General features: G+C 71.5%; 25 protein-coding genes and 1 pseudogene. 23 read left to right on the top strand and 3 right to left on the bottom strand.

The window, feature by feature from the left end; genetic code table 11:
* Positions 1 to 110: 110 nt before the first annotated feature.
* Positions 111 to 1,532 carry a sugar porter family MFS transporter gene (locus ACLB9X_RS21945; protein WP_410362083.1) on the top strand — a complete coding sequence of 474 codons (1,422 nt, stop codon included), beginning with the start codon at positions 111 to 113 and terminating at the stop codon, positions 1,530 to 1,532.
* A gap of 39 nt (positions 1,533 to 1,571) precedes the next feature.
* On the opposite strand, the gene ACLB9X_RS21940 is transcribed toward ACLB9X_RS21945, so the two are convergent.
* Positions 1,572 to 2,543: an LLM class flavin-dependent oxidoreductase gene (locus ACLB9X_RS21940; protein ID WP_410362082.1), complete on the bottom strand. Its 972-nt coding sequence runs from the start codon at positions 2,541 to 2,543 to the stop codon at positions 1,572 to 1,574.
* Between the two features lie 294 nt (positions 2,544 to 2,837).
* Between ACLB9X_RS21940 and ftsY the strand changes: the two genes are divergently transcribed.
* Positions 2,838 to 4,061 (top strand): signal recognition particle-docking protein FtsY, encoded by a 1,224-nt coding sequence (ftsY, locus tag ACLB9X_RS21935; protein ID WP_410362081.1) that lies wholly within the window; start codon positions 2,838 to 2,840, stop codon positions 4,059 to 4,061.
* 69 nt (positions 4,062 to 4,130) lie between these two features.
* Here ftsY and ACLB9X_RS21930 read toward each other — a convergent pair whose 3' ends face one another.
* Entirely contained in the window at positions 4,131 to 4,790 is a 660-nt protein-coding gene (locus ACLB9X_RS21930) for a bifunctional DNA primase/polymerase (RefSeq protein ID WP_410362080.1), read from the bottom strand.
* 427 nt (positions 4,791 to 5,217) lie between these two features.
* On the opposite strand from ACLB9X_RS21930, the gene ACLB9X_RS21925 reads away from it, so the two are divergent.
* The 5 genes from ACLB9X_RS21925 to ffh all read left to right on the top strand — a co-directional run bounded on the left by ACLB9X_RS21925 (position 5,218) and on the right by ffh (position 12,926).
* Positions 5,218 to 6,693 carry a hypothetical protein gene (locus ACLB9X_RS21925; RefSeq protein ID WP_410362079.1) on the top strand — a complete coding sequence of 492 codons (1,476 nt, stop codon included), beginning with the start codon at positions 5,218 to 5,220 and terminating at the stop codon, positions 6,691 to 6,693.
* Positions 6,694 to 6,995: 302 nt separating this feature from the next.
* Positions 6,996 to 8,354, top strand: a complete 1,359-nt coding sequence (locus ACLB9X_RS21920; RefSeq protein WP_410362078.1) for an ammonium transporter — start codon at positions 6,996 to 6,998, stop codon at positions 8,352 to 8,354.
* Positions 8,351 to 8,689, top strand: a complete 339-nt coding sequence (locus tag ACLB9X_RS21915) for a P-II family nitrogen regulator (RefSeq protein WP_005311372.1) — start codon at positions 8,351 to 8,353, stop codon at positions 8,687 to 8,689. Before ACLB9X_RS21920 ends, ACLB9X_RS21915 begins: the two co-directional genes overlap by 4 nt.
* Positions 8,690 to 8,714: 25 nt before the next feature.
* On the top strand, positions 8,715 to 11,171 hold the full coding sequence (locus ACLB9X_RS21910; RefSeq protein WP_410362077.1) for a [protein-PII] uridylyltransferase: 2,457 nt from the start codon (positions 8,715 to 8,717) through the stop codon (positions 11,169 to 11,171).
* Positions 11,172 to 11,375: 204 nt separating this feature from the next.
* Positions 11,376 to 12,926, top strand: a complete 1,551-nt coding sequence (gene ffh, locus ACLB9X_RS21905; protein WP_410362076.1) for a signal recognition particle protein — start codon at positions 11,376 to 11,378, stop codon at positions 12,924 to 12,926.
* A gap of 70 nt (positions 12,927 to 12,996) precedes the next feature.
* Here ffh and ACLB9X_RS21900 read toward each other — a convergent pair whose 3' ends face one another.
* Positions 12,997 to 13,875, bottom strand: coding sequence for an SAM-dependent methyltransferase (locus ACLB9X_RS21900; RefSeq protein ID WP_410362075.1), 879 nt, complete (start codon positions 13,873 to 13,875; stop codon positions 12,997 to 12,999).
* A 205-nt stretch (positions 13,876 to 14,080) separates the two neighbouring features.
* On the opposite strand from ACLB9X_RS21900, the gene proS reads away from it, so the two are divergent.
* From proS to ACLB9X_RS21820, 16 genes and pseudogenes are all read left to right on the top strand, one after another.
* Positions 14,081 to 15,493, top strand: coding sequence for a proline--tRNA ligase (gene proS, locus ACLB9X_RS21895; protein ID WP_410362074.1), 1,413 nt, complete (start codon positions 14,081 to 14,083; stop codon positions 15,491 to 15,493).
* 244 nt (positions 15,494 to 15,737) lie between these two features.
* Positions 15,738 to 16,331, top strand: a complete 594-nt coding sequence (locus ACLB9X_RS21890) for a hypothetical protein (RefSeq protein WP_177151401.1) — start codon at positions 15,738 to 15,740, stop codon at positions 16,329 to 16,331.
* A 294-nt stretch (positions 16,332 to 16,625) separates the two neighbouring features.
* Complete coding sequence (gene rpsP, locus ACLB9X_RS21885; protein ID WP_410362073.1) at positions 16,626 to 17,075, top strand: 30S ribosomal protein S16; 450 nt, start codon at positions 16,626 to 16,628, stop codon at positions 17,073 to 17,075.
* A 2-nt stretch (positions 17,076 to 17,077) separates the two neighbouring features.
* Complete coding sequence (locus tag ACLB9X_RS21880) at positions 17,078 to 17,317, top strand: RNA-binding protein (RefSeq protein ID WP_005311361.1); 240 nt, start codon at positions 17,078 to 17,080, stop codon at positions 17,315 to 17,317.
* A gap of 112 nt (positions 17,318 to 17,429) precedes the next feature.
* Positions 17,430 to 17,978, top strand: a complete 549-nt coding sequence (gene rimM, locus ACLB9X_RS21875; RefSeq protein ID WP_410362072.1) for a ribosome maturation factor RimM — start codon at positions 17,430 to 17,432, stop codon at positions 17,976 to 17,978.
* On the top strand, positions 17,978 to 18,799 hold the full coding sequence (gene trmD / locus ACLB9X_RS21870; protein ID WP_410362071.1) for a tRNA (guanosine(37)-N1)-methyltransferase TrmD: 822 nt from the start codon (positions 17,978 to 17,980) through the stop codon (positions 18,797 to 18,799). Before rimM ends, trmD begins: the two co-directional genes overlap by 1 nt.
* Before the next feature lie 125 nt (positions 18,800 to 18,924).
* Entirely contained in the window at positions 18,925 to 19,275 is a 351-nt protein-coding gene (gene rplS, locus ACLB9X_RS21865) for a 50S ribosomal protein L19 (protein ID WP_410362070.1), read from the top strand.
* Between the two features lie 57 nt (positions 19,276 to 19,332).
* The gene (gene lepB, locus ACLB9X_RS21860; protein WP_410362069.1) at positions 19,333 to 20,112 is read left to right on the top strand and encodes a signal peptidase I; all 780 of its coding nucleotides are present in this window, start codon (positions 19,333 to 19,335) and stop codon (positions 20,110 to 20,112) included.
* A pseudogene (gene lepB, locus ACLB9X_RS21855) lies at positions 20,105 to 21,182 on the top strand (signal peptidase I); the annotation flags it as partial. The gene lepB (ACLB9X_RS21860) and the pseudogene lepB (ACLB9X_RS21855), both read left to right, overlap by 8 nt.
* Complete coding sequence (gene lepB / locus ACLB9X_RS21850; protein WP_410362206.1) at positions 21,082 to 21,984, top strand: signal peptidase I; 903 nt, start codon at positions 21,082 to 21,084, stop codon at positions 21,982 to 21,984. The pseudogene lepB (ACLB9X_RS21855) and the gene lepB (ACLB9X_RS21850), both read left to right, overlap by 101 nt.
* Before the next feature lie 69 nt (positions 21,985 to 22,053).
* The gene (lepB, locus tag ACLB9X_RS21845; RefSeq protein WP_410362068.1) at positions 22,054 to 22,794 is read left to right on the top strand and encodes a signal peptidase I; all 741 of its coding nucleotides are present in this window, start codon (positions 22,054 to 22,056) and stop codon (positions 22,792 to 22,794) included.
* Positions 22,784 to 23,293 carry an NUDIX hydrolase gene (locus ACLB9X_RS21840; protein ID WP_410362067.1) on the top strand — a complete coding sequence of 170 codons (510 nt, stop codon included), beginning with the start codon at positions 22,784 to 22,786 and terminating at the stop codon, positions 23,291 to 23,293. Before lepB (ACLB9X_RS21845) ends, ACLB9X_RS21840 begins: the two co-directional genes overlap by 11 nt.
* Positions 23,294 to 23,348: 55 nt before the next feature.
* Positions 23,349 to 23,657 (top strand): DUF2469 domain-containing protein, encoded by a 309-nt coding sequence (locus tag ACLB9X_RS21835; protein ID WP_056791138.1) that lies wholly within the window; start codon positions 23,349 to 23,351, stop codon positions 23,655 to 23,657.
* A 119-nt stretch (positions 23,658 to 23,776) separates the two neighbouring features.
* Positions 23,777 to 24,139 (top strand): YraN family protein, encoded by a 363-nt coding sequence (locus tag ACLB9X_RS21830; protein ID WP_410362066.1) that lies wholly within the window; start codon positions 23,777 to 23,779, stop codon positions 24,137 to 24,139.
* Entirely contained in the window at positions 24,140 to 25,759 is a 1,620-nt protein-coding gene (locus ACLB9X_RS21825) for a YifB family Mg chelatase-like AAA ATPase (RefSeq protein WP_410362065.1), read from the top strand.
* Positions 25,756 to 26,358 (top strand): DNA-processing protein DprA, encoded by a 603-nt coding sequence (locus ACLB9X_RS21820; protein ID WP_410362064.1) that lies wholly within the window; start codon positions 25,756 to 25,758, stop codon positions 26,356 to 26,358. Before ACLB9X_RS21825 ends, ACLB9X_RS21820 begins: the two co-directional genes overlap by 4 nt.
* Positions 26,359 to 26,972: the final 614 nt, after the last annotated feature.

Genomic DNA, 26,972 nt, shown 5'->3' with positions numbered 1-26,972 from the left:
TCTCTGCAACGTTGCTTTTACCTTCAAGTGGTGGGCGGCCAGAACTTGTGCGCCACTTGAAGGGCTCGCCCCACGCCCGGCGACGCTGCCGGTCGGCCCCAGGAGTACACGTGACCAGCACTGCGCAGCCCCCGCCGTCCTCGGGTGCCCGCGAAGCCCACCCCGAACACCTCGGGCATGTCGTCTTCATCACGGCGGCCGCCGCCATGGGCGGCTTCCTCTTCGGATACGACAGCTCCGTGATCAACGGCGCCGTCGAAGCCATCCGGGACCGCTACGACATCGGTTCGGGCACGCTCGCCCAGGTCATCGCCATCGCCCTGATCGGCTGCGCCATCGGCGCCGCGACCGCCGGCCGGATAGCCGACCGCATCGGACGCATCCGCTGCATGCAGATCGCCGCCACGCTGTTCACCGTCAGCGCCGTCGGATCGGCCGTCCCGTTCGCCCTGTGGGACCTGGCCCTGTGGCGCTGCGTCGGCGGCTTCGCCATCGGCATGGCGTCCGTCATCGGCCCCGCCTACATCGCCGAGGTCTCCCCGCCCGCCTACCGCGGCCGGCTCGCCTCCTTCCAGCAGGCCGCCATCGTCATCGGCATCGCCGTCTCCCAGCTCGTCAACTACGGCATCCTCCAGCTCGCCGACGGTGAGCAGCGCGGTGAGATCGGCGGACTCGAGGCCTGGCAGTGGATGCTCGGCGTCATGGTCGTCCCGGCCGTCCTCTACGGCCTGCTCTCCTTCGCGATCCCCGAGTCGCCGCGCTTCCTGATCTCCGTCGGCAGGACCGACCGGGCCAGGGCGGTCCTCGCCGAGGTCGAGGGCAAGACCGTCGACCTCGACGCACGGATCGAGGAGATCGACCTCGCGATGCGCCGCGAGCACAAGTCGACCTTCAAGGACCTGCTCGGCGGCCGCCTCGGCTTCCTGCCCATCGTCTGGATCGGCATCGGGCTCTCGGTCTTCCAGCAGCTCGTCGGCATCAACGTCGCCTTCTACTACTCGGCGACCCTGTGGCAGTCGGTGGGCGTCGACCCGGCCGGTTCGTTCTTCTACTCGTTCACCACGTCGATCATCAACATCGTCGGCACCGTGATCGCGATGGTCCTCGTCGACCGGATCGGCCGCCGGCCGCTCGCGCTCATCGGCTCCGCCGGTATGGCGATCGCGCTGGCCTTCGAGGCGTGGGCCTTCTCCGCGGACCTCGTCGACGGCAGGCTGCCCGAGACCCAGGGCGTCGTCGCCCTGATCGCCGCGCACGTCTTCGTGCTCTTCTTCGCCCTGTCCTGGGGTGTCGTGGTCTGGGTCTTCCTCGGCGAGATGTTCCCGAACAGGATCCGCGCCGCCGCGCTCGGCGTGGCCGCCTCCGCGCAGTGGATCGCCAACTGGGCCATCACCGCGAGCTTCCCGAGCCTCGCCGACTGGAACCTCTCGGGCACCTACATCATCTACACGGTCTTCGCCGTGCTCTCGATCCCCTTCGTGCTCAGGTACGTCAGGGAGACGAAGGGCAAGGCGTTGGAGGAGATGGGCTAATCCCCGCTGCCCCTCTCCTCGGCACGGAACTGCCCCGGCTCAGCGCGTGAGCCGGGGCAGTACGTCGTCGCACAGCAGGTGCAGACTGCGCCAGCCCTCGTCCACCGGCATCCCGCCGCACAGCGGATGGACCACCAGGCTCTCCGCGGCCAGGTCCACGCACTCGTCCGGCGTGACGACCCGGTACACGCCCTCCGCGCGCAGCTCCTCCACCGTGTCCGCGGCGGAGCGCACCGCCGAGCGGATGTCCTTCGACTGCCAGGACGCGTAGGTGCGCGCCTCGTGCAGCAAGTGGTGGCCGTACAGCGCCCACGCCCGGTCCGGGTCCTCGGCGACGTGCAGCAACGGCGTCGTGCGGGCGGGCATCATGCAGAAGCCCCCGGTGCCGTACTCGGCGCGCCGCTCGTGGTAGTACGCCTCCAGCTCCGGCAGGTGCGCGCTCGGGAAGAACGGCAGGCCGAGGCGCGCCGCCCGCCGGGCGGCCGCCCGTGACGAACCGCCGACCAGCAGCAGCGGATGCGGCTGGGTGAAGGGGCGGGGGGTGACGCGCACGGTGCGCCCCCGGTACACGAACTCCTCGCCCGTCCACGCGGCGATCAGCGTCTCGAGCAGCTCGTCCTGGAGCGCGCCCCGCCTGCCCCACTCCACTCCCGCCCGCTCGTACTCCTCCGGGCGGTAGCCGATGCCCGCGACCGTGACGAGCCTGCCCCGGCCGACGAGGTCGAGCACGGCGATGTCCTCGGCCATGCGCAGCGGATCGTGCAGCGGCCCGATGGCCGCGGACACGGTGACGGCGATCCGGCGGGTGGCGCCGAGGACCGCGCCCGCGAAGGCGAAGGGCGAGGGCAGCCAGTTGTTCGCCGCCCCGTGGTGCTCCTCGGTCTGGACGGTGTCGATGCCGCGGTCGTCGGCGTACGCGGCCATCTCCAGGGCCGCGCGGTAGCGGGCGGCGAGTGTGTCGGGCGTCGCGTCCGGCTCCACCAGGTTGAACCGGGCCACCGTGAAGGCCATGGGAAGTCCCCTCCGCCGGATGTGGGCATGGCGAGGGGGACGTTAGTTGACGCGGCGTCAGATGAGAACCCTGGTGTCGGCGGCGGTCGGCTCGGTCCGCTGCCTGGGCGGCCGACCCTGGGTGCACATCTGCGCACCGGGCGCCACCGCGTACCGAGTGGGCTGTGACTCCCCCCACAGGGGCTTCTCGCCGGTACCGGGCCCGGACGACGGACCAGCCCGGGCCCGCAGCGGAAACACCCCGCTGAGGGAGCGAACCGACATGCGAGAGGTCACGCCATACTGGGTTGCGTTATGGAAATCGTCATCCTTGCTGTAGTCATCGCCCTGGTCGCGATCGGCGCCATCAGCGGGCTCGTGGTCAGCAGCCGCAAGAAGAAGAAGCTGCCGCCCCCGGCACCGTCGAGCACGCCGACCATCACTGCTCCGCCCGCCGAACCGCACGTCGGCGACGAGGCGGAGACGCCGCGGGAGGAACCCCGCCGCACCATCGAGGAGGTCGACCTCCCGTCGGCCGAGGAGGCCGTCGGGACCCCGGTCGCCGTCGAGGACCCGGTCGTCGCGGAGCCTGTCGCGCCGGCGATCGAGATCCCGGAGCCGACCGCCGGCCGGCTCGTCCGGCTGCGCGCGCGCCTCGCCCGCTCCCAGAACTCCCTCGGCAAGGGACTGCTCACGCTGCTGTCGCGCGAGCACCTCGACGAGGACACCTGGGAGGAGATCGAGGACACCCTCCTCACGGCGGACGTCGGCGTCGCCCCGACCCAGGAGCTCGTCGAGCGGCTGCGCGAGCGCGTGAAGGTGCTCGGCACCCGTACGCCCGAGGAGCTGCGCACCCTGCTCCGCGAGGAGCTGCTCACCCTGGTCGGCACCGACCTGGACCGCGCGGTCAAGACCGAGAGCGGCCTCGACACCCCCGGCGTCGTCATGGTCGTCGGCGTCAACGGCACGGGGAAGACCACCACCACCGGCAAGCTCGCCCGGGTGCTCGTGGCCGACGGCCGTTCCGTGGTCCTCGGCGCCGCCGACACCTTCCGCGCCGCCGCCGCCGACCAGCTGCAGACCTGGGGCGAGCGCGTCGGCGCCCGCACCATCCGCGGCCCGGAGGGCGGCGATCCGGCCTCGATCGCGTTCGACGCGGTCAAGGAGGGCATCGCCGAGGGCGCGGACGTCGTGCTCATCGACACCGCGGGCCGGCTGCACACCAAGACCGGCCTGATGGACGAGCTCGGCAAGGTCAAGCGCGTCGTGGAGAAGCACGGCCCGCTGGACGAGGTCCTGCTGGTCCTGGACGCCACGACCGGTCAGAACGGTCTCGTGCAGGCGCGCGTCTTCGCCGAGGTCGTGGACATCACCGGCATCGTGCTGACCAAGCTGGACGGCACGGCCAAGGGCGGCATCGTCGTCGCGGTCCAGCGGGAGCTGGGCGTACCGGTGAAGCTCGTCGGTCTGGGCGAGGGTGCGGACGACCTGGCTCCGTTCGAGCCGGAGGCGTTCGTCGACGCCCTCATCGGGGACTGACCCGCTGACGTCACAGGGGCCCGGCCGCGTCGTGCGCGGCCGGGCCCCTGTGCGTGTCCGGGCGGAATCTCACCGGCTGCGGTGGCAGATGTACGCCAGCGTGCCGAGCAGCAGCCGGGCCTCGGGCGGCGCCACCGCCGTGTCGGGGGACGGCGCGCGCAGCCACCGCACCGGGCCGAGGCCGCCGCGGTCGGACGGCGGGGCGGTGATGTGGTCGCCGGGGCCCAGGCAGCGCAGATCCAGGTCGGCGTCGTCCCAGCCCATCCGGTACAGCAGGCGCGGCAGTCCGGCCGCGGCGCCCGGCGCCACGAGGAACTGGCAGCGGCCGTCGGGCGTCTGGGACACCGGACCGAGCCGCAGGCCCATGCGCTCCATGCGCACCATCGCCCGGCGGCCGGCCGGGGCCGCCACGTCGAGGACGTCGAAGGCGCGGCCCACCGGCAGCATCAGCGCGGCGCCCGGCACCTCCGACCACGCCTTGGCGGCCTCGTCGAGCGTGGCCCCGGGCGGGACCTCGAGTGCGAAGCCCAGGGGATGGGCGCCCGGCGCGGCGCACCGCGGGTCACCACAGGAGCAGCGGCCCGCGGCCGCGCGCGCTCCCGGGATCACGGACCAGCCCCACAGGCCCGTGTACTCGGCCACCGCGGTGGCCTCCGTCGCGCGTCCCCGGCGCCGGGAGCCGGACCGGATCTGACTGATCCCCCGGGTGCCGCCGATCGTGAAGCCCATGCCCCCTCCAACGGGTCGGGCGCGCCGGTGGTTACGAGCCGGAGCCTGCCGATGACTCTGCGTCGTCGACAGTCGGCTCCCGGATGCGCGTGGTGGCGTCCTGGGGAGCGCGGCGTGCGGCACGCGCCTGACCGTGCGACACTGCGCCACCTCTGAATCGTGCTGTGTCAAGTGAATCGTGCCTGGCCGTAACTGGGTTCACTCGCCGGGGTGGCGAATGGTGGCGTTTCCGCAATCCCACTCGCCGAGCCGTGATCGCGGGATTACTTTCAGTGCTCGAACCTGCAATTGCAGCGCACCGGCGAGTATGCCCCGGGCAACACGGCATCCTCGAGGACCGGGTGCAAGCGGGTCACCGGAGGCCGTGACGCACGGCATGCTGGTGGTGGGTTCGGACGGCACGGCATCGGCGGATGGGGGCACTCCAGTGAGCGGCAGCGGCGCAGACGGTACGAGCACCGGCAAGCGCCCGAACGAGCAGCTGAGCTCATGGTTCGTGCGGAGCGGCTGGTCGAAGGGCGAGCTCGCGCGCCAGGTGAACCGCAGAGCGCGCCAGATCGGCGCCCACCACATCAGCACGGACACCTCGCGCGTGCGCCGCTGGCTCGACGGCGAACAGCCCCGCGAGCCCATCCCGCGCATCCTGTCCGAGCTCTTCTCCGAGCGGTTCGGCAGCGTCGTCGCCATCGAGGACCTCGGCCTGCGCACCGCGCACCAGGCACCCTCCGTGTCCGGGGTCGACCTGCCCTGGGCGGGCGATCAGACCGTCACCCTGCTGAGCGAGTTCTCCCGCAGCGACCTGATGCTGGCCCGCCGCGGCTTCCTCGGCACCTCGCTCGCCCTCGCCGCCGGCCCCGCCCTCGTCGAGCCGATGCAGCGCTGGCTGGTGCCCACGCCCGGCGAGGGCGCGGCCCGCCCGGAGCCGCCCGCCCCGCTGCGCAAGTCGGCCCGGCTATCCGCCCCCGAGCTGGACCTGCTGGAGTCCACCACCGCCATGTTCCGCCAGTGGGACGCGCAGTGCGGCGGCGGGCTGCGGCGCAAGGCGGTCGTCGGCCAGCTCCACGAGGTCACCGACCTCCTCCAGGAGCCCCAGCCCGCCGCCACCGAGCGCCGCCTCTTCAAGGTCGCCGCCGAACTCGCCGAGCTGGCCGGCTGGATGAGCTACGACGTGGGTCTGCAGCCCACCGCGCAGAAGTACTTCGTCCTCGCCCTGCACGCCTCCAAGGAGGCCGGCGACAAGCCGCTGGGCTCGTACATCCTGTCCTCGATGAGCCGCCAGATGATCCATCTCGGCCGGCCCGACGACGCCCTGGAGCTCATCCACCTCGCGCAGTACGGAAGCCGCGACTGCGCCACCGCCCGCACCCAGGCCATGCTGTATGCGATGGAGGCCCGCGCGTACGCCAACATGGGTCAGCCCAGCAAGTGCAAGCGGGCCGTGCGGATGGCCGAGGACACCTTCGCCGACGTCGGCCTCGACGACGGCCCCGAGCCCGACTGGATCCGCTTCTTCTCCGAGGCCGAGCTCAACGGCGAGAACGCCCACTCCTACCGCGACCTCGCCTACGTCGCGGGCCGCAGCCCGACCTACGCCTCCCTGTCCGAGCCGCTCATGAACCGCGCCGTCGAACTCTTCAGCCGGGACGCGGAGCACCAGCGGTCGTACGCGCTCAACCTCATCGGCATGGCCACCGTGCACCTGCTGAACAAGGAACCGGAGCAGGCCACGGCCCTCGCCGACCAGGCCCTCGTGGTTGCCAAGAAGGTCCGCTCCGAGCGGGTCAACAACCGGCTGCGCAAGACCGTCGACACGGCGGCCAGGGACTTCGGGGACGTCCCCGAGGTGGCCCGGTTCACCGACCGTCTCACCGCCCAGCTGCCCGAGACCGCCGAAGCCGTCTGAGGGGCGGTCCACGCGCCCCGGCCGTGCCACCCACCCCGGACTTTCGACTCGGTTCCCCCTGTGCCAGGTCTTCCGGGTGGGTGACGCGGCCGGTCGCGCAATGCGCCAGAGGATACGCCCGGCACCGCTCGGCGATCACCCCGTTCATGGCGACGTAACACGCCGGACCCCTTCGTCACGGCCGCGAAACATCGAGTGGCATCGGCGGAAACCGCGCTGCGCCAACCTCGTGGCGCATAACCGGCCCGCTCTACCGCACCGGCTCCGCCCGCACGCGGCCGCACGACGACGAGGAGACGCCGATGCCCCCAGGCATCTCGACCCTTGCCGCAGACGCCCCCGAGCTGTCTGCCGCCAACACAGGGTTCATGCTCATCTGTTCCGCCCTGGTGATGCTCATGACCCCGGCCCTTGCCTTCTTCTACGGAGGCATGGTCCGCGTCAAGAGCACCCTGAACATGCTGATGATGAGCTTCATCAGCCTCGGGATCGTCACCATCCTCTGGGTGCTGTACGGCTTCAGCCTCGCCTTCGGCACCGACTCCGGCTCGATCATCGGCTGGAGCGCGGACTACGTCGGCCTCAGCGGCATCGGCGTCACCGAGCTGTGGGACGGCTACACCATCCCGGTCTACGTCTTCGCCGTGTTCCAGCTGATGTTCGCGATCATCACGCCCGCGCTGATCAGCGGCGCCCTCGCCGACCGTGTGAAGTTCACCGCCTGGGCGCTGTTCATCGCCCTGTGGGTCACCGTCGTCTACTTCCCGGTCGCGCACTGGGTGTGGGGCGCGGGCGGCTGGCTCTTCGAGATGGGCGTCATCGACTTCGCCGGCGGTACCGCCGTCCACATCAACGCCGGTGCCGCGGCGCTCGGCGTGATCCTCGTCATCGGCAAGCGCGTCGGCTTCAAGAAGGACCCGATGCGTCCGCACAGCCTCCCGCTGGTCATGCTGGGCGCAGGGCTCCTGTGGTTCGGCTGGTTCGGCTTCAACGCTGGATCGTGGCTGGGCAACGACGACGGCGTCGGCGCGGTGATGTTCGTCAACACGCAGGTCGCCACCGCCGCCGCCATGCTCGCCTGGCTCATCTACGAGAAGATCCGCCACGGCGCCTTCACCACCCTCGGCGCGGCATCCGGCGCGGTCGCCGGCCTCGTCGCCATCACCCCGGCCGGCGGCTCCGTCTCCCCGCTCGGCGCGATCGCGGTCGGCGCCATCGCCGGTCTGGTGTGCGCCATGGCCGTCGGCCTGAAGTTCAGGTTCGGCTACGACGACTCGCTCGACGTCGTCGGCGTCCACCTCGTCGGCGGTGTCATCGGCTCCCTGCTCGTCGGCTTCTTCGCCACCGGCGGCGTCCAGTCCGACGCCAAGGGCCTCTTCTACGGCGGCGGCCTCGACCAGCTGGGCAAGCAGGCCGTCGGTGTCTTCGCGGTCCTCGCCTACTCTCTGGTGGTCTCCGCGGTCCTCGCCCTCGTCCTCGACAAGACGATCGGCATGAGGGTCGACGAGGACGACGAGGTCGCCGGCATCGACCAGGTCGAGCACGCCGAGACCGCGTACGACTTCAGCGGCGCGGGCGGCGGTACGGGCTCCCGCAAGGCCGCACCCGTACCCGCGGACGCCGTCGCAGCCGCAGCCGAGAACAAGAAGGTGGACGCATGAAGCTCATCACCGCAGTCGTGAAGCCGCACCGGCTGGACGAGATCAAGGAGGCCCTGCAGGCCTTCGGCGTCCAGGGGCTCACGGTCACCGAGGCCAGCGGCTACGGCCGGCAGCGCGGCCACACCGAGGTCTACCGGGGCGCCGAGTACACCGTCGACCTCGTCCCCAAGATCCGCATCGAGGTGCTGGTCGAGGACGACGACGCCGAACAGCTCGTGGACGTGATCGTCAAGGCCGCGCGCACCGGCAAGATCGGCGACGGCAAGGTCTGGAGCGTTCCGGTCGACACCGCGGTCAGGGTCCGCACCGGCGAGCGCGGCCCGGACGCCCTCTGATCCCACGACGAACAGGAGCTGCTGGGTGAGTCTCGACGTGATCGGTGAAGCGGAAAGCTCGGACCCCAGCGGCTACGCGGCGGCCCGGCTGCGCCTCCTCGAGGAGAAGGCGCAGTCCGGGCCGCCGCGCCGTACGGCGCTCGCCAAGCTGACCGACGACTGGCTGTCCGCCCTCTTCGCCGCCGCGGTCCTCCAGACCGGGGTGCGGGGTGCGGCGCTCGTCGCCGTCGGCGGCTACGGGCGCGGCGAACTCTCGCCGCGCAGCGACCTCGACCTGCTCCTGCTGCACGACGGCAGCGCCGACCCCGCGGCCGTCGCCGCGGTCGCCGACCGGATCTGGTACCCCGTCTGGGACCTGGGCCTCGCCCTCGACCACTCGGTACGCACCCCCGCAGAGGCCCGCAGCACCGCGGGCGAGGACCTCAAGGTGCAGCTCGGCCTGCTCGACGCCCGCGCCGTCGCCGGTGACCTGGGACTCGTCGCCTCCCTGCGCACCGCCGTACTCGCCGACTGGCGCAACCAGGCCCCCAAGCGCCTGCCCGAACTCGACGAGCTGTGCCGCGAACGGGCCGCCCGCCAGGGCGAACTCCAGTACCTGCTCGAACCCGACCTCAAGGAGGCCCGCGGCGGCCTGCGCGACGTCACTGCCCTGCGCGCCGTCGCCGCCTCGTGGCTCGCCGACGCCCCCCGCGAGGGCCTGGCCGAGGCCCGCCGCACCCTGCTCGACGTCCGGGACGCACTGCACCGCACCACCGGACGCGCCACCGACCGCCTCGCCCTCCAGGAACAGGACCAGGTCGCCGCCGAGCTGGGCCTGCTCGACGCCGACGCCCTGCTGCGGCAGGTCTACGAGGCCGCGCGGACGGTCTCGTACGCCGGCGACGTCACCTGGCGCGAGGTCGGCCGCGTGCTGCGGTCCCGCGCCGTACGCCCCCGTCTGCGCGCCATGCTGGGCGGCGGGCGGAAGAGCGTGCAGCCGGAGCGCACCCCGCTCGCCGAAGGCGTCGTCGAGCAGGACGGCGAGGTCGTGCTCGCCCGCACCGCACGGCCCGACCGCGACCCGGTCCTGGCACTGCGGGCCGCCGCCGCGGCGGCGCAGGCCGGCCTGACCGTCTCCCGGCACGCGGTACGCCGCCTGAGCGAGGCGGCCGGCACGCACCCGCTGCCCGTGCCCTGGCCCGCGGAGGCCCGCGAGGAACTCGTCACCCTGCTCGGCGCGGGGAAGCCCACCGTTCCCGTCTGGGAGGCGCTGGAGGCCGAGGGCCTGATCACCAGGCTGCTCCCCGACTGGGAGCGGGTCCGCTGCCGGCCGCAGCGCAATGCCGTGCACACCTGGACCGTCGACCGGCATCTCGTCGAGACGGCCGTCAGGGCGTCCGCGCTGACCCGCCGCGTCGGCCGCCCCGACCTGCTGCTGGTCGCCGCGCTGCTCCACGACATCGGCAAGGGCTGGCCCGGCGACCACTCCGTGGCGGGCGAGACCATCGCGCGCGACGTCGCCGCCAGGATCGGCTTCGACCGCGCGGACGTCGAGGTCGTCGCCACCCTCGTACGCCACCACCTGCTGCTCGTCGAGACCGCGACCCGGCGCGACCTGGACGATCCGGCCACGGTCGCGTCCGTCGCCTCCGTCGTCGGCTCCAACGGCACGCTGGAGCTGCTGCACGCCCTCACCGAGGCCGACGCCCTCGCGACCGGACCGGCGGCCTGGTCCTCCTGGCGCGGCTCGCTCGTCGCGGACCTCGTGCGGCGTGTCGCCGCCGTCCTCGCGGGCGACGCGCCGCCCGAACCGGAGGAGCAGGCTCCCAGCGCCGAGCAGGAACGCCTCGCCGTCGAGGCCCTGCGCACCAGGGAGCCCGTCCTCACCCTGCACACCCAGGCCACGGCACCGCACGAGGAGGGCGAGAGGGAACCCGTCGGCGTGGAGCTGCTGATCGCCCTGCCCGACCAGCCCGGCGTCCTGCCCGCCGTCGCCGGCGTCCTCGCGCTGCACCGGCTCACCGTCCGCGCCGCCGACCTGCGTGCCATCGAGCTGCCGGACGACCTGGGCGGCGGCGCGGTCCTCGTCCTCGACTGGCGGGTGGCGGCCGAGTACGGATCGCTACCGCAGGCCACCAGGCTGCGCGCCGACCTGGTCCGCGTCCTGGACGGCTCGCTGGACATCCAGAGCCGCCTGGCCGAGCGCGAGGCCGCGTACCCGCGCAGGCGCGGCGTGACGGCCCCACCGCCCCGCGTCACGGTCGCGCCCGCAGCTTCCCACCACGCCACCGTGATCGAGGTGCGGGCCCAGGACGCTCCGGGCCTGCTGCACCGGATCGGCCGGGCGCTGGAGGGGGCCGGCGTACGGGTGCGCAGCGCCCATGTGTCGACGCTGGGAGCGAACGCCGTCGACACGGTGTACGTCGTCGGGAAGGACGGCGCACCCCTGCCGGACGGTGAGGCGCGGGAGCTGGCGCAGGCGATGGAGGAGGCGCTGCGGTGAGGGCGTGACCGGCGGCGGGGCCGTTCGTCGGTCACGAGGCGTGGTGGTCTTCAGGAGGACGGCGTCGTGGTCGACACCGCTGGTCGCTCCCGCCGAGATGTCTCCTCGGCCACCCGATCCGGCGGGCGGGGACGAAACATTTGCCGGGCCGGATACCCTTGAGGGCGATTCTCCGCCCCCGACCCCTGAGGACCGACGAGCGCCGTGTTCGATACCCTCTCCGACCGCCTTGCAGCGACATTCAAGAACCTCCGGGGCAAGGGCCGCCTCAGCGAGGCCGACATCGACGGCGCAGCCCGGGAAATCCGTATCGCCCTGCTCGAAGCGGATGTCGCCCTTCCGGTCGTCCGGGAGTTCATCAAGCAGGTCAAGACCCGCTCCCTCGGCGCCGAGGTCTCCAAGGCGCTGAACCCGTCGCAGCAGGTCATCAAGATCGTCAACGAGGAGCTGATCGGCATCCTCGGCGGCGAGACCCGCCGCCTGCGGTTCGCCAAGACCGCCCCAACCGTGATCATGCTCGCCGGTCTGCAGGGTGCGGGTAAGACCACCCTCGCCGGAAAGCTCGGCCTCTGGCTCAAGGGCCAGGGCCACTCCCCGCTCCTCGTCGCCTGCGACCTCCAGCGGCCCAACGCCGTCACGCAGCTCGGCGTCGTCGCCGAGCGCGCCGGCGTGGCGTTCTACGGCCCGCAGCCGGGCAACGGCGTCGGTGATCCGGTCCAGGTCGCCAAGGACTCCATCGAGTACGCGCGCACCAAGGTGCACGACATCGTCATCGTCGACACCGCCGGCCGCCTCGGCATCGACGCCGAGATGATGCAGCAGGCCGCGGACATCCGCGACGCGGTCTCGCCCGACGAGATCCTCTTCGTCGTCGACGCGATGATCGGTCAGGACGCCGTCAACACGGCCGAGGCGTTCCGCGACGGCGTCGGCTTCGACGGTGTGGTGCTGTCCAAGCTGGACGGTGACGCCCGAGGCGGTGCCGCGCTCTCCATCGCGCACGTCACCGGCAAGCAGATCATGTTCGCCTCCAACGGCGAGAAGCTGGACGACTTCGACGCGTTCCACCCGGACCGCATGGCGTCCCGCATCCTCGGCATGGGCGACATGCTCTCGCTCATCGAGAAGGCCGAGCAGACCTTCAGCCAGGAAGAGGCCGCCAAGATGGCCTCGAAGCTGGCGAGCAGCAAGGGCAAGGAGTTCACGCTCGACGACTTCCTGGCCCAGATGGAGCAGGTCCGCAAGATGGGCTCCATCTCGAAGCTGCTCGGCATGCTGCCCGGTATGGCGCAGATCAAGGACCAGATCAACAACATCGACGAGCGCGACGTGGACCGCACCGCCGCCATCATCAAGTCGATGACCCCGGGCGAGCGCCAGGACCCCATGATCATCAACGGCTCGCGGCGCGCCCGTATCGCCAAGGGTTCCGGCGTCGAGGTCAGCGCGGTCAAGTCGTTGGTCGAGCGGTTCTTCGAGGCCCGCAAGATGATGTCCCGGATGGCCCAGGGCGGCGGGATGCCCGGCATGCCCGGCATCCCGGGGATGGGTGGCGGCCCCGGCCGGCAGAAGAAGCAGCAGAAGCAGGCCAAGGGCAAGCGCAAGAGCGGCAACCCGATGAAGCGCAAGGCCGAGGAGGCCGCGGCCGCGGCCCGGCGCGAACAGGCCGCGCAGGGCGGCGCGTTCGGCCTGCCGGCCGGCCAGCCCGGTCAGGACTTCGAACTGCCGGACGAGTTCAAGAAGTTCATGGGCTGACGCCCACCGGTCCCGTGCGTACGAGGGGCCCGCGACCGATCCGGTCGCGGGCCCCTCGCGCGTAGCCGGGTCAGGGCGTGCGGGTGATCAGATAGCGGAAGACGTTCGGCATCCAGACCGTCCCGTCGGGCCGCACATGCGGGTGCAGCGCCTCGGTGATCTCCTTCTCCACCTGCGCCTGGTCGCTGTCCCGCACCGCCGCGTCGTACAGACCGGTCGACAGCAGCCCGCGCACGGCGCTGGCCACGTCCGCGTAGCCGAAGGGGCACGCGACCCGTCCGGAGCCGTCCGGCCGCAACCCGGCCCGTGCCGCCACGTCCTCCAGATCGTCGCGCAGCGCCGGCCGCCAGCGCCCTCCCCCCACGGCCTGGCGGCCGTGTGAAGTGCTCCCATCGGCGCGCCTGCGGCCGGAATGCCCCTCCGCGACCCGGAGCACGCCGGAGCTGGCGCACCGCTCCGGCGGTCCCCAGCCGGTGAGCACCACGGCACTGCCGCGCTCCGCGAGCGGGACGGCGCTCCGCAGTGCGGGGCCGAGCCCGTCCGCGTCGCCTGCTCGGCAGCCGATCGGCTGGAAGACCGTGATCAGGTTGTACGGGGGCCGGCCCGGATCGGCCGCGGCCCCTGCCTCACCGTCGAACAGGCGCGCGGCCTGTGCGGTGGAGTCGTGGGCGCTCATCCGCTCGCGCGCGAGGGCCAGCCGCTCGCGGTCCGTGTCCGTCCCGCTCACCGCGGCGCCGCGGGCGGCGGCGATCAGCAGCGCGAGACCCGAGCCGCAGCCGAGGCCCAGCACCCTAAAGCCCGCGCCGACCTCCAGACGTTCGTACACGGCTTCGTACAGCGGCACCAGCATCCGTTCCTGGATCTCGGCCCAGTCCCGGGCCCGTTCGCACGCCTGAGCAGAGGACATTGACGCCGCATGGGCTCGGTGCTGGACGAGCGTGGATGTCATCTGTGCGCCCCATTCCGCCGAGAGAGTCGGTTGTGCCCTGAAGGACTTCCCCCGTGTGCTTCCGCCGCGCCCCCGTAAGCCAGGGAACTGCGCGTGCGCCCCCACGTCCAGGGGTTGTACTGCACCGCTTGTGCGCCCAGGGCGTGCGCCCCGGCCGGCCTGGCCGATTCCCGATCCGGTCGCGCCCCGCCGTACCATGCGCGCCATGGCCAAGACACCTGTCCTGACGCCTCAGGCGGAGGACTTCCCACGCTGGTACCAGGACCTGATCAACAAAGCCGAACTGGCGGACAACGGCCCGGTGCGCGGCACCATGGTCATCCGGCCGTACGGCTACGGCCTGTGGGAGCGGATGCAGCAGGAGATGGACGCCCGCATCAAGGCCGCGGGCGCTCAGAACGCCTACTTCCCGCTCTTCATCCCCCAGTCTTACCTGACTCGGGAGGCTGAGCACGTCGAGGGCTTCGCCCCCGAGCTCGCCGTGGTCACCCACGGCGGCGGCAAGGACCTCGAGGAGCCCGTCGTGGTGCGGCCGACCTCCGAGACGATCATCAACGACTACTTCTCGAAGTGGGTCCAGAGCTACCGGGATCTGCCGCTGCTGATCAACCAGTGGGCGAACGTGGTCCGTTGGGAGATGCGCCCGCGGGTGTTCCTGCGCACCACCGAATTCCTCTGGCAGGAGGGCCACACGGCGCACGCCACCTACGAGGACGCCCGCGACTACGCCGCCCACATCCACCGGGACGTCTACGCGGACTTCATGGTCAATGTGCTCGGCATCGACGTCGTGCTCGGCCGCAAGACGCCCAGGGAGCGGTTCGCCGGAGCCATCAACACGCTCACCCTGGAAGGGATGATGGGCGACGGCAAGGCCCTGCAGATGGGCACGAGCCATGAGCTCGGCACCAATTTCGCCAAGGCCTTCAACACCAGCTACCTCTCCGGCGAGGGGCACCAGGAGCTCGTCTGGCAGACCTCCTGGGGCACCTCGACCCGGATGGTCGGCGGGCTGATCATGTCGCACGGCGACGACAACGGACTGCGCGTCCCGCCCCGGCTCGCCGCGGTCCAGATCGTCGTCATGGCGATCAAGGGCGACGAGGCGGTCGCCAAGGTACGCGAGCTCGGCGAGCGGCTCAGGGCGGCGGGCCTGCGCGTGCACGTCGACGACCGCGTGGACACCCCCTTCGGCCGCCGCGCGGTGGACTGGGAACTCAAGGGCGTGCCCGTACGGATCGAGATCGGCCCGCGGGACCTGGCAGCGGGCACCGCGATGCTGACGCGCCGGATTCCGGGAGGCAAGGAGCCGGTGAGCATCGAGTCGCTCACCGCGCTGCTGCCCAAGGTCCTCGACGACGACCAGGCGCTGCTGCTGGAGCAGTCCCGTCGGCGACGCGAGGAGCGCACCAGCGACGTGTCGACCGTCGCCGAGGCCGCCGAGGCGGCCGCGGCGGGCGGCTGGGCCCGTATCCCGTGGGCCACCCTGGGCGAGGAGGGTGAGGCCGAGCTCGCGGAACAGGCGGTGTCGGTGCGCTGCCTGGTCGCGGAGGACGGGTCGGTGCCCGAGTCCGACGACGCACCCGGTACTGTCGCGATCGTGGCCCGCGCCTACTGACGCGCCCCCCTTCGGTAGCACGCCCCGGCGCGAAGGGACCCGCCCCAGCGCCGGGGGCGTACGCCTTCGGTGGCATTCCGGGCGGGGCGCGCTACGTACCACCTTGTTGCGAGCTGCGAGGCTTCTCCGCAGATCAGCGCACCCGCCCTCGTCCGGACGCATCAACGGCAACTGACGGGTACGTGCAAAATATTTGGGATGCCCCGGAATGGAACCCGGCGGGGTCCCGGCTCGTTATCACGACGTGAGCACGACACCACCTGTTCTCGCCGCAGAGCTGGCACAGGCGTGGGCCGACATTCAGCGGCACCACCCCGAGCTGCCGGATCTTGCCGCGCCCGAGTCCCTGATCGGAGAGTCGTCGTCCGCCTGTGGCGCCGAGCTCTCCTTCGAGCGACTGCTCCACGAGGCAGTCCACGGCATCGCCGCCGCGCGAGGCGTCCGCGACACCTCGCGCGCCGGCCGCTATCACAACCGACGGTTCCTCGCGATCGCCGAGGAGATGGGCCTCGACCACGTGGAGGAGCCGCACCCGAGCAGCGGTTTCTCCCTGGTCGTCCTCAATCCCGAGGCCAAGCGGCGGTACCGCCCGACGATCGAGCGGCTGCAGCGCGCGCTCAAGGCGCACACGGCAGCGACGGCCTCCGACACCAAGCGCTCCTTCCGCGGGCCCGCCGCCCGGCACGGCTCCTCGGGCGGAGGCGTGCGGGTGAAGGCCGTCTGTGACTGCGGCCGCAACGTGAGAGTGGTGCCGTCGGTCCTCGCCCAGGCGCCCATCGTCTGCGGAGGGTGCGGAAAGCCGTTCCGTATCCCGGAAGCGGTCGGCGCCGCGAGCTGACCGGCGTACCGAGCACCGGCGTCGACGACACGGCGGCGCCGGCGTCTGAGCGGGCGCGTCCACCCGCCGGCTCACGCTTCCGCCTGCCTTCGGGGGCGGCGTGGCAGGCGGTCGCGGTGTGCCGGGCGGGTGAGATGCCGTCGCGTGCGTATGGCACAATGGCTAGCTGTACTCGACAGCCGCACAGGAACCCTCTCGCCTCCGGCTGACGCGTCCATCGGGCACCCGAGTACCGCAACCCCACGTGGCATCTCGTTGTGCCCAACCACGTCAAGACCAGGAGACACCACTCCCGTGGCAGTCAAGATCAAGCTGAAGCGTCTCGGCAAGATTCGCCAGCCCCACTACCGCATCGTCGTCGCCGACTCCCGCACCCGCCGTGACGGCCGGGCCATCGAGGAGATCGGCCTCTACCACCCGACGTACAACCCGTCGCGCATCGAGGTCGACTCGGAGCGTGCGCAGTACTGGCTGTCCGTCGGCGCCCAGCCGACCGAGCCGGTCCTCGCCATCCTGAAGCTCACCGGCGACTGGCAGAAGGCCAAGGGCCTGCCGGCCCCGGAGAAGCCGCTGCTGGCCCCGGCGACCAAGGAGGACAAGCGCGCCTCCTTCGACGCCTTCGCCAAGGCTCTGGAGGGCGACGACGCCAAGGGTGAGGCCATCACCCCGAAGGCGAAGAAGGCCGACAAGAAGGCGGACGAGGCTGCTGAGTCGGCGGCTCCCGCCGAGTCGACCGAGGCCTGAGCATGCTCGAGGAGGCTCTCGAGCACCTCGTGAAGGGCATCGTCGACAACCCGGACGATGTGCAGGTCGCCTCGCGCAATCTGCGCCGCGGCCGCGTGCTGGAGGTCCGGGTGCACCCCGACGACCTCGGTAAGGTGATCGGCCGCAACGGCCGCACCGCGCGCGCACTGCGTACCGTCGTGGGCGCCATCGGCGGCCGTGGCATCCGCGTCGACCTCGTCGATGTGGACCAGGTCCGCTGATCGAAGATGAGTGTGGATCCGGGAGCTCCCCGGGTCCCTGCAGCACCGGCTCGGGCCGGGGAGGGCCTATGGGCCCGCCCCGGCCCGTCGTCGTATCGAAGGAGACACAAGCGTGCAGCTGGTAGTGGCGCGGATCGGCCGCGCCCATGGCATCAAGGGCGAGGTCACCGTCGAGGTGCGCACGGACGAGCCGGAACTGCGGCTCGGTCCGGGCGCCGTGCTGGCCACCGACCCGGCCGCCGCTGGGCCGCTGACCATCGAGTCGGGCCGGGTGCACAGCGGCCGACTCCTGCTGCGGTTCGAGGGCGTACGGGACCGGAACGCCGCCGAGGCGCTGCGCAACACCCTGCTCATCGCCGAGGTGGACCCCGAGGAGCTTCCCGAGGACCCCGACGAGTACTACGACCACCAGCTGATGGACCTCGACGTGGTGCTCATGGACGGCACCGAGATCGGGCGGATCACGGAGATCAGCCATCTGCCCTCGCAGGACCTGTTCATCGTCGAGCGGCCCGACGGCAGCGAGGTGATGATCCCGTTCGTCGAGGAGATCGTCACCGAGATCGACCTGGCCGAGCAGAAGGCCGTCATCGACCCGCCGCCCGGCCTCATCGACGAGAGCCAGGCCGAGATCGCCTCCAGCCGCGAGGACGAGTCCTGATGCGGCTCGACGTCGTCACGATCTTCCCGGAGTACCTGGAGCCGCTGAACGTCTCCCTGGTCGGCAAGGCCCGCGCCCGCGGACAGCTCGGCGTCCACGTCCACGACCTGCGCGACTGGACCTACGACCGCCACAACACGGTCGACGACACCCCGTACGGCGGCGGCCCGGGCATGGTCATGAAGACCGAGCCCTGGGGCGAGGCGCTCGACGACATCCTCGCGAGCGGCTACGAGTCGGGTGCCCACGGCCCCGCCCTGGTCGTCCCGACGCCCAGCGGCCGCCCCTTCACGCAGGAACTCGCCGTCGAGCTCTCCGAGCGTCCCTGGCTGGTCTTCACGCCCGCCCGCTACGAGGGCATCGACCGCCGGGTGGTCGACGAGTACGCGACCCGCATACCGGTGTACGAGGTCTCCATCGGCGACTACGTGCTGGCGGGCGGCGAGGCCGCCGTCCTGGTCATCACGGAGGCCGTGGCCCGGCTGCTGCCCGGTGTCCTCGGCAACGCCGAGTCGCACCGGGACGACTCCTTCGCGCCCGGCGCCATGGCCAACCTGCTGGAGGGGCCCGTCTACACCAAGCCCCCCGTGTGGCGTGGACGCGCGATCCCGGACGTGCTGATCAGCGGCCACCACGGGAAGATCGCGCGCTGGCGGCGGGACGAGGCGTTTCGCCGTACGGCCCTCAACAGGCCCGACCTGATCGAGCGTTGCGACCCCGCGGCCTTCGACAAGAAGGACAGGGAGATCCTCTCCCTGCTCGGCTGGGTCCCCGAGCCCGGCGGCCGATTTTGGCGCAGGCCCGAGGCCGTGGAAGAATAGGCCGCTGTTGTACGTCCGGCTGGCGCCCCTGCCACAGGGGGAACGACGCCCGCCCGACGACGGCACCCCTTCTCATCACGACATTCCGTCGATGACCTGTGGCATCGGCGAGGAAGCAGACCACCATGTCTCACCTGCTCGACAGCGTCAACGCGGCTGCGCTGCGGACCGACGTCCCGGCCTTCCGTCCCGGTGACACCGTGAACGTCCACGTTCGCGTCATCGAGGGCAACCGCTCCCGTATCCAGCAGTTCAAGGGCGTCGTCATCCGCCGCCAGGGCGCGGGTGTGAGCGAGACCTTCACGGTCCGCAAGGTCTCCTTCTCCGTCGGCGTCGAGCGCACCTTCCCGGTGCACAGCCCGATCTTCGAGAAGATCGAGCTCGTCACCCGCGGTGACGTCCGTCGCGCCAAGCTGTACTACCTGCGCGACCTGCGCGGCAAGGCCGCCAAGATCAAGGAGAAGCGCGACAACTGAGCTCCGGCTCACACGCGCGCCCGGTGTCACAGGGCAGCCGGATAGGCTCTGCCACCCATGGACACCGAAGCACAGCACACGGAGCGCGACCGCTCTTCCGCACCCGACGACGGGACGCAGGGAGAGGGGTCGCGCTCCGCGCGTCGTTCCGGCTTCTCCCGGATGTCCCTGCGCAGCGCGGCGCTGACCGGTGTCGCCTGCACCGTCCTCGTGCTGCTGTTCAGCCACTTCGTGGTGCAGCCCTTCCAGATCCCGAGCAGTTCCATGGAACCCACCCTGCAGGTCGGCGACCGGGTGCTGGTGAACAAGCTGGCCTACGGATCCGGCTCCGGGCCGGCGCGCGGAGACGTCGTCGTCTTCGACGGCAGGGGTTCCTTCGTGCCCGAGGAACTGACGGAAAACCCCGTCAGTTCCGTAGTACGAGAGGGGCTCGCCATGCTCGGGCTCGCCGAGCCGGCCGAGACGGATTTCGTCAAACGCGTAGTGGGCACGGGCGGGGACCGGGTGGTCTGCTGCGATACGGAGGGCAGGATCGAGGTGAACGGTGTACCGGTCGAGGAGAGATACCTCCACCCCGACGGCGTGCCCTCGGAGGTGGCCTTCGACATCGTCGTCCCCGAGGGGACGCTGTGGGTCATGGGCGACCACCGCAGTGCGTCCCGCGACTCCCGGGACCACCTCGGTGAGCCCGGCGGCGGCATGGTGCCCGTGGACAAGGTGATCGGCCGGGCCGACTGGATCGGCTGGCCCGCGGGGCGCTGGACCGGCCTGGAGCCCACCGACGCCTTCTCCGGCGTCCCGGATCCCGGTCCGCTGTCCGGCGGTGTCCATGGGTAACCGCGGACGCCGTGCCAGCCACCGTGCCGACACCCGGCTGCCCACCGGGACACGGCCCACGGACGGCGGACGGCCCCTGCCCGGCCGGGCCGAGCGGCGCCGGCTCGCGCAGAAGGTCCGGCGCAAACGCCGCCGCTCGGCCGTCAAGGAGATACCCCTCCTGATCACCGTGGCGCTGCTCATCGCGCTGGTGCTCAAGACCTTCCTGGTGCAGGCCTTCGTCATCCCGTCCGGCTCGATGGAGCAGACGATCCGCATCCAGGACCGGGTCCTGGTCGACAAGCTCACGCCCTGGTTCGGCTCGAAGCCGCAGCGCGGCGACGTCGTCGTCTTCAAGGACCCCGGCGGCTGGCTGCCGCAGGACGAGAAGCCGAAGACCGCCGATCCCGTCGTGATCAAGCAGGTCAAGCAGGGGCTGACGTTCATCGGACTGCTGCCGTCCGACGACGAGCGCGACCTGATCAAGCGGGTCGTGGCGGTCGGCGGGGACACCGTGAAGTGCTGCGACGCGAACGGCCGCGTCACCGTCAACGGCGTACCGCTGAACGAGCCCTACCTGCACCCCGGGAACGTTCCGTCGACCATGAAGTTCGATGTGAAGGTGCCCGCCGGGCGGCTGTTCGTGATGGGCGACCACCGCTCCAACTCCGCCGACTCCCGCTTCCACCTCGACGAGGAGGGCGAGGGCACCGTGGCCGAGGACCAGGTCGTCGGACGCGCCGTCGTCATCGCCTGGCCGCTGGACCACTGGCGCAGACTGGAAGAGCCGGAGACATACGCATCCGTTCCGAACGCGCGCGCCGGGGAGACCGCGGCGGCACCGGGGTCGAATAGTGTGTCCTCTCAGGATCTGAACGGAATGGTCCTGCTCCCGAGCCCTGCGGAACTCCCGCTCGTTATGGGAGTGGTGGGCCTGCTCCATGTGCGGGGCAGGCGGTCGGCGTGGAGTGAGGAGTGGATGTGGGGGACGTGGCGGTCGGCGCACGGTCCGGACACGACGATCCCGAGGACAGGCAGGGGCGACCCCCCGAGCAGTCCTCGGACGTGACGGACGGGGCGGTGCCGACGACCGGGGACGACGACGCGTCGGAGGGCAGCGGTACGGGACAGAAGAAGCAGCGATCCTTCTGGAAGGAACTGCCGCTCCTGATCGGTATCGCGCTGCTCCTCGCGCTTCTGATCAAGACCTTCCTGGTGCAGGCGTTCTCCATCCCGTCGGAATCGATGATGAACACCTTGCAGCGCGGGGACCGGGTGCTCGTCGACAAGCTCACGCCGTGGTTCGGCTCGGAGCCCGAGCGCGGCGAGGTCGTCGTCTTCCACGACCCGGGCGGCTGGCTGGAGGGCGAGCCCACGCCGGAGCCGAACGCCCTGCAGGAGGTCCTCAGCTTCATCGGGCTGATGCCGTCCGCCGAGGACAAGGACCTCATCAAGCGGACGATCGCGGTCGCTGGCGACACCGTGGAGTGCAAGAAGGACGGCCCGCTCAAGGTCAACGGCGTACCGCTGAACGAGCCGTACATCTACCCGGGCAGCACCCCGTGCGACGCGCAGTCCTCCTTCGGGCCGCTGACCGTGCCGAAGGACCGCATCTGGGTGATGGGCGACAACCGCCAGAACTCCCAGGACTCCCGGTACCACATGGAGGACGTCAACGGCGGTTTCGTCCCCGTCGAGAAGGTCGTCGGCCGTGCGGTCGTCGTGGCCTGGCCGGTGGACCGCTGGTCCACGCTCCCCGTGCCGGCCACTTTCGAGCAGCCGGGAGTCTCCGCCGCGCTCTCCGCGGCTCCCGCGGCCCTCGGCCTGGCCGGTGCCGTGCCGATCGTGCTGTGGCGCAGGAGGAGGCTGACCGACAGGCGTACCGCCGGGTAGTGTGCGGTCCCGGACAGCAGACCCGGGACCGGCATCCGGGGACGGGATCTCCGAGGCGGGAGCGCTGGGATGAGCGGTGCACGACGTGAGGGCGACGGTCAGGGCCGGCTCGGGGCCGCTTTGTCGGGCATGGCCGTGGCCGTGGGCTGTGTGCTCTTCCTCGGGGGATTCGTCTGGGGCGCGCTCGTCTACCAGCCGTACACGGTCCCGACCGATTCCATGTCGCCGACCGTGCAGGCGGGCGACCGGGTCCTCGCCGAGCGCATATCCGGCGACGAGGTGCGGCGCGGCGACGTCGTCGTCTTCCGCGACACGACCTGGGGCGACATGCCCATGGTCAAGCGCGTGGTCGGGGTCGGGGGCGACGAGATCGCCTGCTGCGACGACGGGCGCCTGACGGTCAACGGCAAGGCCGTCGACGAACCGTACCTGCACAGCTCGGGGCCGGCCGCGGAGCAGTTCGGCGCGGAGGTACCCGAGGGCCAGCTGTTCCTGCTCGGAGACGAGCGCAAAAGCTCGCTGGACTCCCGGTCCCACCTCCAGGACGCGGGCCGGGGATCGGTGCCCCGCTCGGCCGTGGAGGCGCGCGTGGACGCCGTGGCCTGGCCGCTGAGCGGTGGGACGGTGGACCGTCCCGAGTCGTTCGCCGAGCTGCCCGGCGGGGTGTCCCGGCCGGGGCCCGTGGGGCTTATGGTCGCGGCCGTCGTGGCCGGTGCCGTCCTCATCGTGGGCGGCGCGGCGTACGGCCCGGTGGCGGCCCGGATCGGCCGGGGACGGCGCGGGAGGGCGGTGACCGCGGGTGCCGCATGAGGCATCGGGCGCGGCGCCCGGGGCGCGCAAGGTCGCCCGGGTCGTGCTGCTCGACCCCCAGGACCGGATCCTGCTCCTGCACGGCTTCGAGCCGGACGATCCGGCGGACGACTGGTGGTTCACCCCGGGCGGCGGTGTCGAAGGCGACGAAAGCCGCGAGGAGGCGGCGCTGCGCGAGCTGGCCGAGGAGACCGGGATCACCGAGGTGGACCTGGGCCCCGTCCTGTGGCAGCGGCACTGCTCGTTCCCGTTCGCCGGGCGGCGCTGGGACCAGGACGAGTGGTACTTCCTGGCGTACACCACCTGCACCGATGCGGTCCCGCAGGCGCTCACCGAACTGGAGCTGCGGAGCGTCAGGGGCCTGAGGTGGTGGACCTCCGCCGAACTGTCCGCGGCCCGTGAGACGGTGTACCCGACCAGGCTCGCCGAGCTGCTGCGTACGCTGCTCGACGAAGGACCTCCGCGTGTGCCCGTGGTGCTCGCCCCGGAAATCGTCTAGGGGTGCAGGACGCTGGCGCACAATAGGGGGACGCAAGGCTGAAGGGGAACATGCCATGAGCGCCGAGGACCTCGAGAAGTACGAGACCGAGATGGAGCTGAAGCTCTACCGGGAGTACCGAGACGTCGTCGGGCTGTTCAAATTCGTGATCGAGACCGAGCGTCGCTTCTACCTCACCAACGACTACGAGATGCAGGTGCACTCGGTGCAGGGTGAGGTCTTCTTCGAGGTCTCGATGGCCGACGCCTGGGTCTGGGACATGTACCGCCCGGCCCGCTTCGTCAAGCAGGTGCGGGTGCTCACCTTCAAGGACGTGAACATCGAGGAGCTCAACAAGAGCGACCTGGAGCTGCCCGGAAGCTGACCGCTGTCCCCGTCCGGGTGACGGAGTTTTCCACAATCCGTTGGTTGTCCACGGTTTTCCACCAAGATCCACAAATCCGGGGCGGGCGTATCAGAGTCGGTGCCGGAGGTGGTGCCGAGATGAACGCGACGGGGGCACTGGGACGGTACGGCGAGGACCTGGCGGCACGGCTGCTGGTCCGGTCCGGAATGCGCCTGCTGGCGAGGAACTGGCGCTGTGGACGCGCCGGAGAGATCGACATCGTCGCCCGCGACGGCGACACGGTGGTCGTCTGTGAGGTCAAGACCCGCAGAGCCGGCTGCTACGAGCATCCGATGGCGGCCGTCACACCGGCCAAGGCCAGACGGCTCCGGCACCTCGCCGACTGCTGGGTCGAGCGGTGCGGAGGCCCGCCGCCGGGCGGGGTGCGCATCGATCTCGTGGGCGTGATGCTGCCCAGGCGCGGGGCCGCCGTGGTGGAGCACGCGCGGGGGGTGGCCTAGATGGGGTTCGCGCGTGCGTGTTCCGTGGCGCTCGTGGGCGTCGAGGGCGTGGTCGTCGAGGTCCAGGCGGACCTGGAGCCGGGGGTCGCCGCGTTCACCCTGGTCGGGCTGCCGGACAAGAGCCTGGTGGAGAGCCGGGACCGGGTGCGCGCGGCCGTGGTCAACTCCGGCGGCGAGTGGCCCCAGAAGAAGCTCACCGTGGGGCTCAGCCCGGCCTCCGTGCCCAAGGGCGGGAGCGGATTCGACCTGGCGGTGGCCTGTGCCGTGCTGGGTGCCGCCGAGCGCATCGACCCGCGGCAGATCGCCGATCTCGTGCTGATCGGGGAGCTCGGGCTCGACGGTCGGGTCAGACCCGTGCGCGGCGTGCTCCCGGCCGTGCTCGCCGCGGCCGAGGCGGGATACGAGCACGTGGTCGTCCCGGAGCAGACGGCCGGGGAGGCCGCGCTCGTGCCGGGCGTCTCGGTGCTCGGTGTGCGCAGCCTGCGCCAGCTCATCGCCGTCCTGGCGGACGAGCCGGTCCCGGACGAGGAGCCCGTCGAGCCGGGCCGCCCCGACGCCATGCTCGCGGGCCTCCTGGTCCCCGGCGCGGGCGTCGGCACGGGACTGGCGGTCGACCGGGCGCACGGCGACGGACCCGACCTGGCGGACGTGGCGGGCCAGCACGCGGCGCGCACCGGGCTGGAGGTCGCGGCGGCCGGCGGACACCATCTGCTGCTGTCGGGGCCGCCCGGCGCGGGCAAGACGATGCTGGCCGAGCGGCTGCCCGCCGTCCTGCCGCCGCTGAGCCGGCGGGAGTCCCTGGAGGTCACGGCGGTCCACTCGGTGGCCGGCATCCTGCCGCCGAGCGAGCCGCTGGTGCGGACCCCGCCGTACTGCGCGCCGCACCACTCGGCCACCATGCAGGCCCTGGTGGGCGGGGGCAACGGGCTGCCGAAGCCGGGCGCGGTCTCGCTGGCGCACCGCGGGGTGCTCTTTCTCGACGAAGCCCCCGAGTTCTCGGGAAAGGCCCTCGACGCTCTGCGTCAGCCGCTGGAGTCCGGTCATGTCGTGGTCGCCAGGAGCGGGGGAGTGGTGCGGCTGCCCGCCCGGTTCCTGATGGTGCTCGCGGCCAATCCCTGCCCGTGCGGGAGGCACACGCTGCACGGCGCGGGCTGCGAGTGTCCCGCGTCGCTGATCAGGCGGTACCAGGCGCGGCTGTCGGGGCCGCTGCTCGACCGTGTCGACCTGCGGATCGAGGTCGAGCCGGTGAGCCGTTCCGACCTACTCGGCCAGGGCGGGCGGGGGGAGTCGTCGGCGACGGTCGCCGACCGCGTGCTGGAGGCCAGACAGCGGGCAGCCGCCCGCCTCGACGGCACGCCGTGGACGGTCAACAGCGAGGTGCCCGGCCATGAACTGCGCACCCGCTGGACCGTCGCGCCCGGTGCCCTGGGCGCGGCCGAGCGGGACGTGGAGCGCGGGCTGCTCACGGCCCGCGGCCTCGACCGGGTGCTGCGCGTCGCGTGGACGATCGCCGACCTCGCGGGGCACGACCGGCCGGAGGCGCAGGACGTCGCCCTCGCTCTCGAACTGCGTACCGGCATCTCCAGGGGTGTCCCGGCGGTCGCGGGAGCGGCGCGGTGACGGGCGCGGTGCGACAGGAGGGCGCCAGGGGCGGGCCGGGTCAGGAGCCCTCGCCGGGCGGGCCTGGACATGACGCGCCGCCGGGCGCACAGCGGCGCGAGCACTCGCCGGGCGGGCCTGTTCACGAGCACTCGCCGGGCGGGACGGGGCCGGAGGGCGAGGCGGAGCGGGTGGCGCGGTCGGCGCTGACGCAGATCCTGGAGCCGGGGGACGAGAAGGGCGGCCGCTGGCTGAGGGAGTTCGGCGCGCAGGGGCTGCTGGCGCTGCTCATGTCGGACGCGTGCGAAAAGGGGGCGCTGCCGGGGGCGACCGAGCGCCGGGTGAGGGGGCTGCTGACCCGTGCCGCCGCAGTCTTGCCGGGGCAGCGGCTGGCGGCGATCCGCGCGCTCGGGGGCAGGTTCGTCATCCCTGGGGACGCGGAGTGGCCGAGCCAGCTCGACGACCTCGGTGACGCCCGCCCGGTCGGCCTGTGGGTGCGGGGCCGGCCCGACCTGCGCACCTGGGCACTGCGGTCGGTGGCCGTGGTCGGAGCCCGTGCCTGCACGCCGTACGGGGCGCACTGCCTTTCTCTTGGGCTGGAAGCCGACGCGATGCTGTGATGAGCGTGACTGTGCAGCTCAGCGCGGGATTGGTCGACCTGTGCGGTGCGCGACACCTGTTGCTTTCATGCGAAGTCGTCCGGAGATCGTTTTTACTCATTAGGCAGGGTTGGGTGCGCAAAGTTATCGGCCTATGCCAAGGGCATCAATCAGGTTGGGCAAGGTAACGTGAATGACGTAATCGCGTAGGTCGACGGCAACCACTCCGTCCTCGGGACTGAGTAAGGCCTGACCCCGACAACCCCTGGAACTCCGCCGTTGTAAACGACGCTTCCTTGAGGAGCCGAGGTCAGGCCACTCTTGTCTCCGCCCTTTTCTGCCTAGTCATGGAGAGGGGGTGAGCGTGAATACCCCTAACGGCATAGGCGCCTTGCTCGCATGGCTCCGCTGGGTTCTGGCAAAACCGCAGCGATGGCTCGGACTCGTTGTGCTGGTTGTGGTTCTGGCGATGGCGATCAAAGTCGCCGGGCCTGGGTTCTGCGACATCGTTGATGCACTGTCACGCAGTGTGTTCCGCGAGGTAGCAGACATGGTTGTTCGGATCAGGAACAACCGGTAATTCACTCATGACCGGGTGGGCATGGAAGGGTAGCGCCGACCATGTCCGCCCCTTA

It is taken from the genome of Streptomyces sp. 5K101, assembly GCF_046506645.1.
In the GTDB taxonomy this organism is placed as follows: domain Bacteria; phylum Actinomycetota; class Actinomycetes; order Streptomycetales; family Streptomycetaceae; genus Streptomyces.
The sequence above is the reverse complement of the archived record's forward strand: the minus strand, read 5'-3'. Positions and strand labels throughout refer to the sequence as shown.

What these genes read in the sequence shown, in the direction of transcription:
- lepB (WP_410362069.1), top strand. Translation starts at nt 19,333, where the DNA reads ATGGACACCGAAGCACAGCACACGGAGCGCGACCGCTCTTCCGCACCC.
- trmD (WP_410362071.1), top strand. Translation starts at nt 17,978, where the DNA reads ATGCGGCTCGACGTCGTCACGATCTTCCCGGAGTACCTGGAGCCGCTG.
- ACLB9X_RS21930 (WP_410362080.1), bottom strand. Translation starts at nt 4,790, where the DNA reads ATGGGCTTCACGATCGGCGGCACCCGGGGGATCAGTCAGATCCGGTCC.
- proS (WP_410362074.1), top strand. Translation starts at nt 14,081, where the DNA reads ATGGCCAAGACACCTGTCCTGACGCCTCAGGCGGAGGACTTCCCACGC.
- ACLB9X_RS21940 (WP_410362082.1), bottom strand. Translation starts at nt 2,543, where the DNA reads ATGGCCTTCACGGTGGCCCGGTTCAACCTGGTGGAGCCGGACGCGACG.
- ftsY (WP_410362081.1), top strand. Translation starts at nt 2,838, where the DNA reads ATGGAAATCGTCATCCTTGCTGTAGTCATCGCCCTGGTCGCGATCGGC.
- ACLB9X_RS21880 (WP_005311361.1), top strand. Translation starts at nt 17,078, where the DNA reads ATGCTCGAGGAGGCTCTCGAGCACCTCGTGAAGGGCATCGTCGACAAC.
- ACLB9X_RS21920 (WP_410362078.1), top strand. Translation starts at nt 6,996, where the DNA reads ATGCCCCCAGGCATCTCGACCCTTGCCGCAGACGCCCCCGAGCTGTCT.
- ACLB9X_RS21900 (WP_410362075.1), bottom strand. Translation starts at nt 13,875, where the DNA reads ATGACATCCACGCTCGTCCAGCACCGAGCCCATGCGGCGTCAATGTCC.
- rplS (WP_410362070.1), top strand. Translation starts at nt 18,925, where the DNA reads ATGTCTCACCTGCTCGACAGCGTCAACGCGGCTGCGCTGCGGACCGAC.
- ACLB9X_RS21825 (WP_410362065.1), top strand. Translation starts at nt 24,140, where the DNA reads ATGGGGTTCGCGCGTGCGTGTTCCGTGGCGCTCGTGGGCGTCGAGGGC.
- ACLB9X_RS21915 (WP_005311372.1), top strand. Translation starts at nt 8,351, where the DNA reads ATGAAGCTCATCACCGCAGTCGTGAAGCCGCACCGGCTGGACGAGATC.
- lepB (WP_410362068.1), top strand. Translation starts at nt 22,054, where the DNA reads ATGAGCGGTGCACGACGTGAGGGCGACGGTCAGGGCCGGCTCGGGGCC.
- ACLB9X_RS21830 (WP_410362066.1), top strand. Translation starts at nt 23,777, where the DNA reads ATGAACGCGACGGGGGCACTGGGACGGTACGGCGAGGACCTGGCGGCA.
- ACLB9X_RS21835 (WP_056791138.1), top strand. Translation starts at nt 23,349, where the DNA reads ATGAGCGCCGAGGACCTCGAGAAGTACGAGACCGAGATGGAGCTGAAG.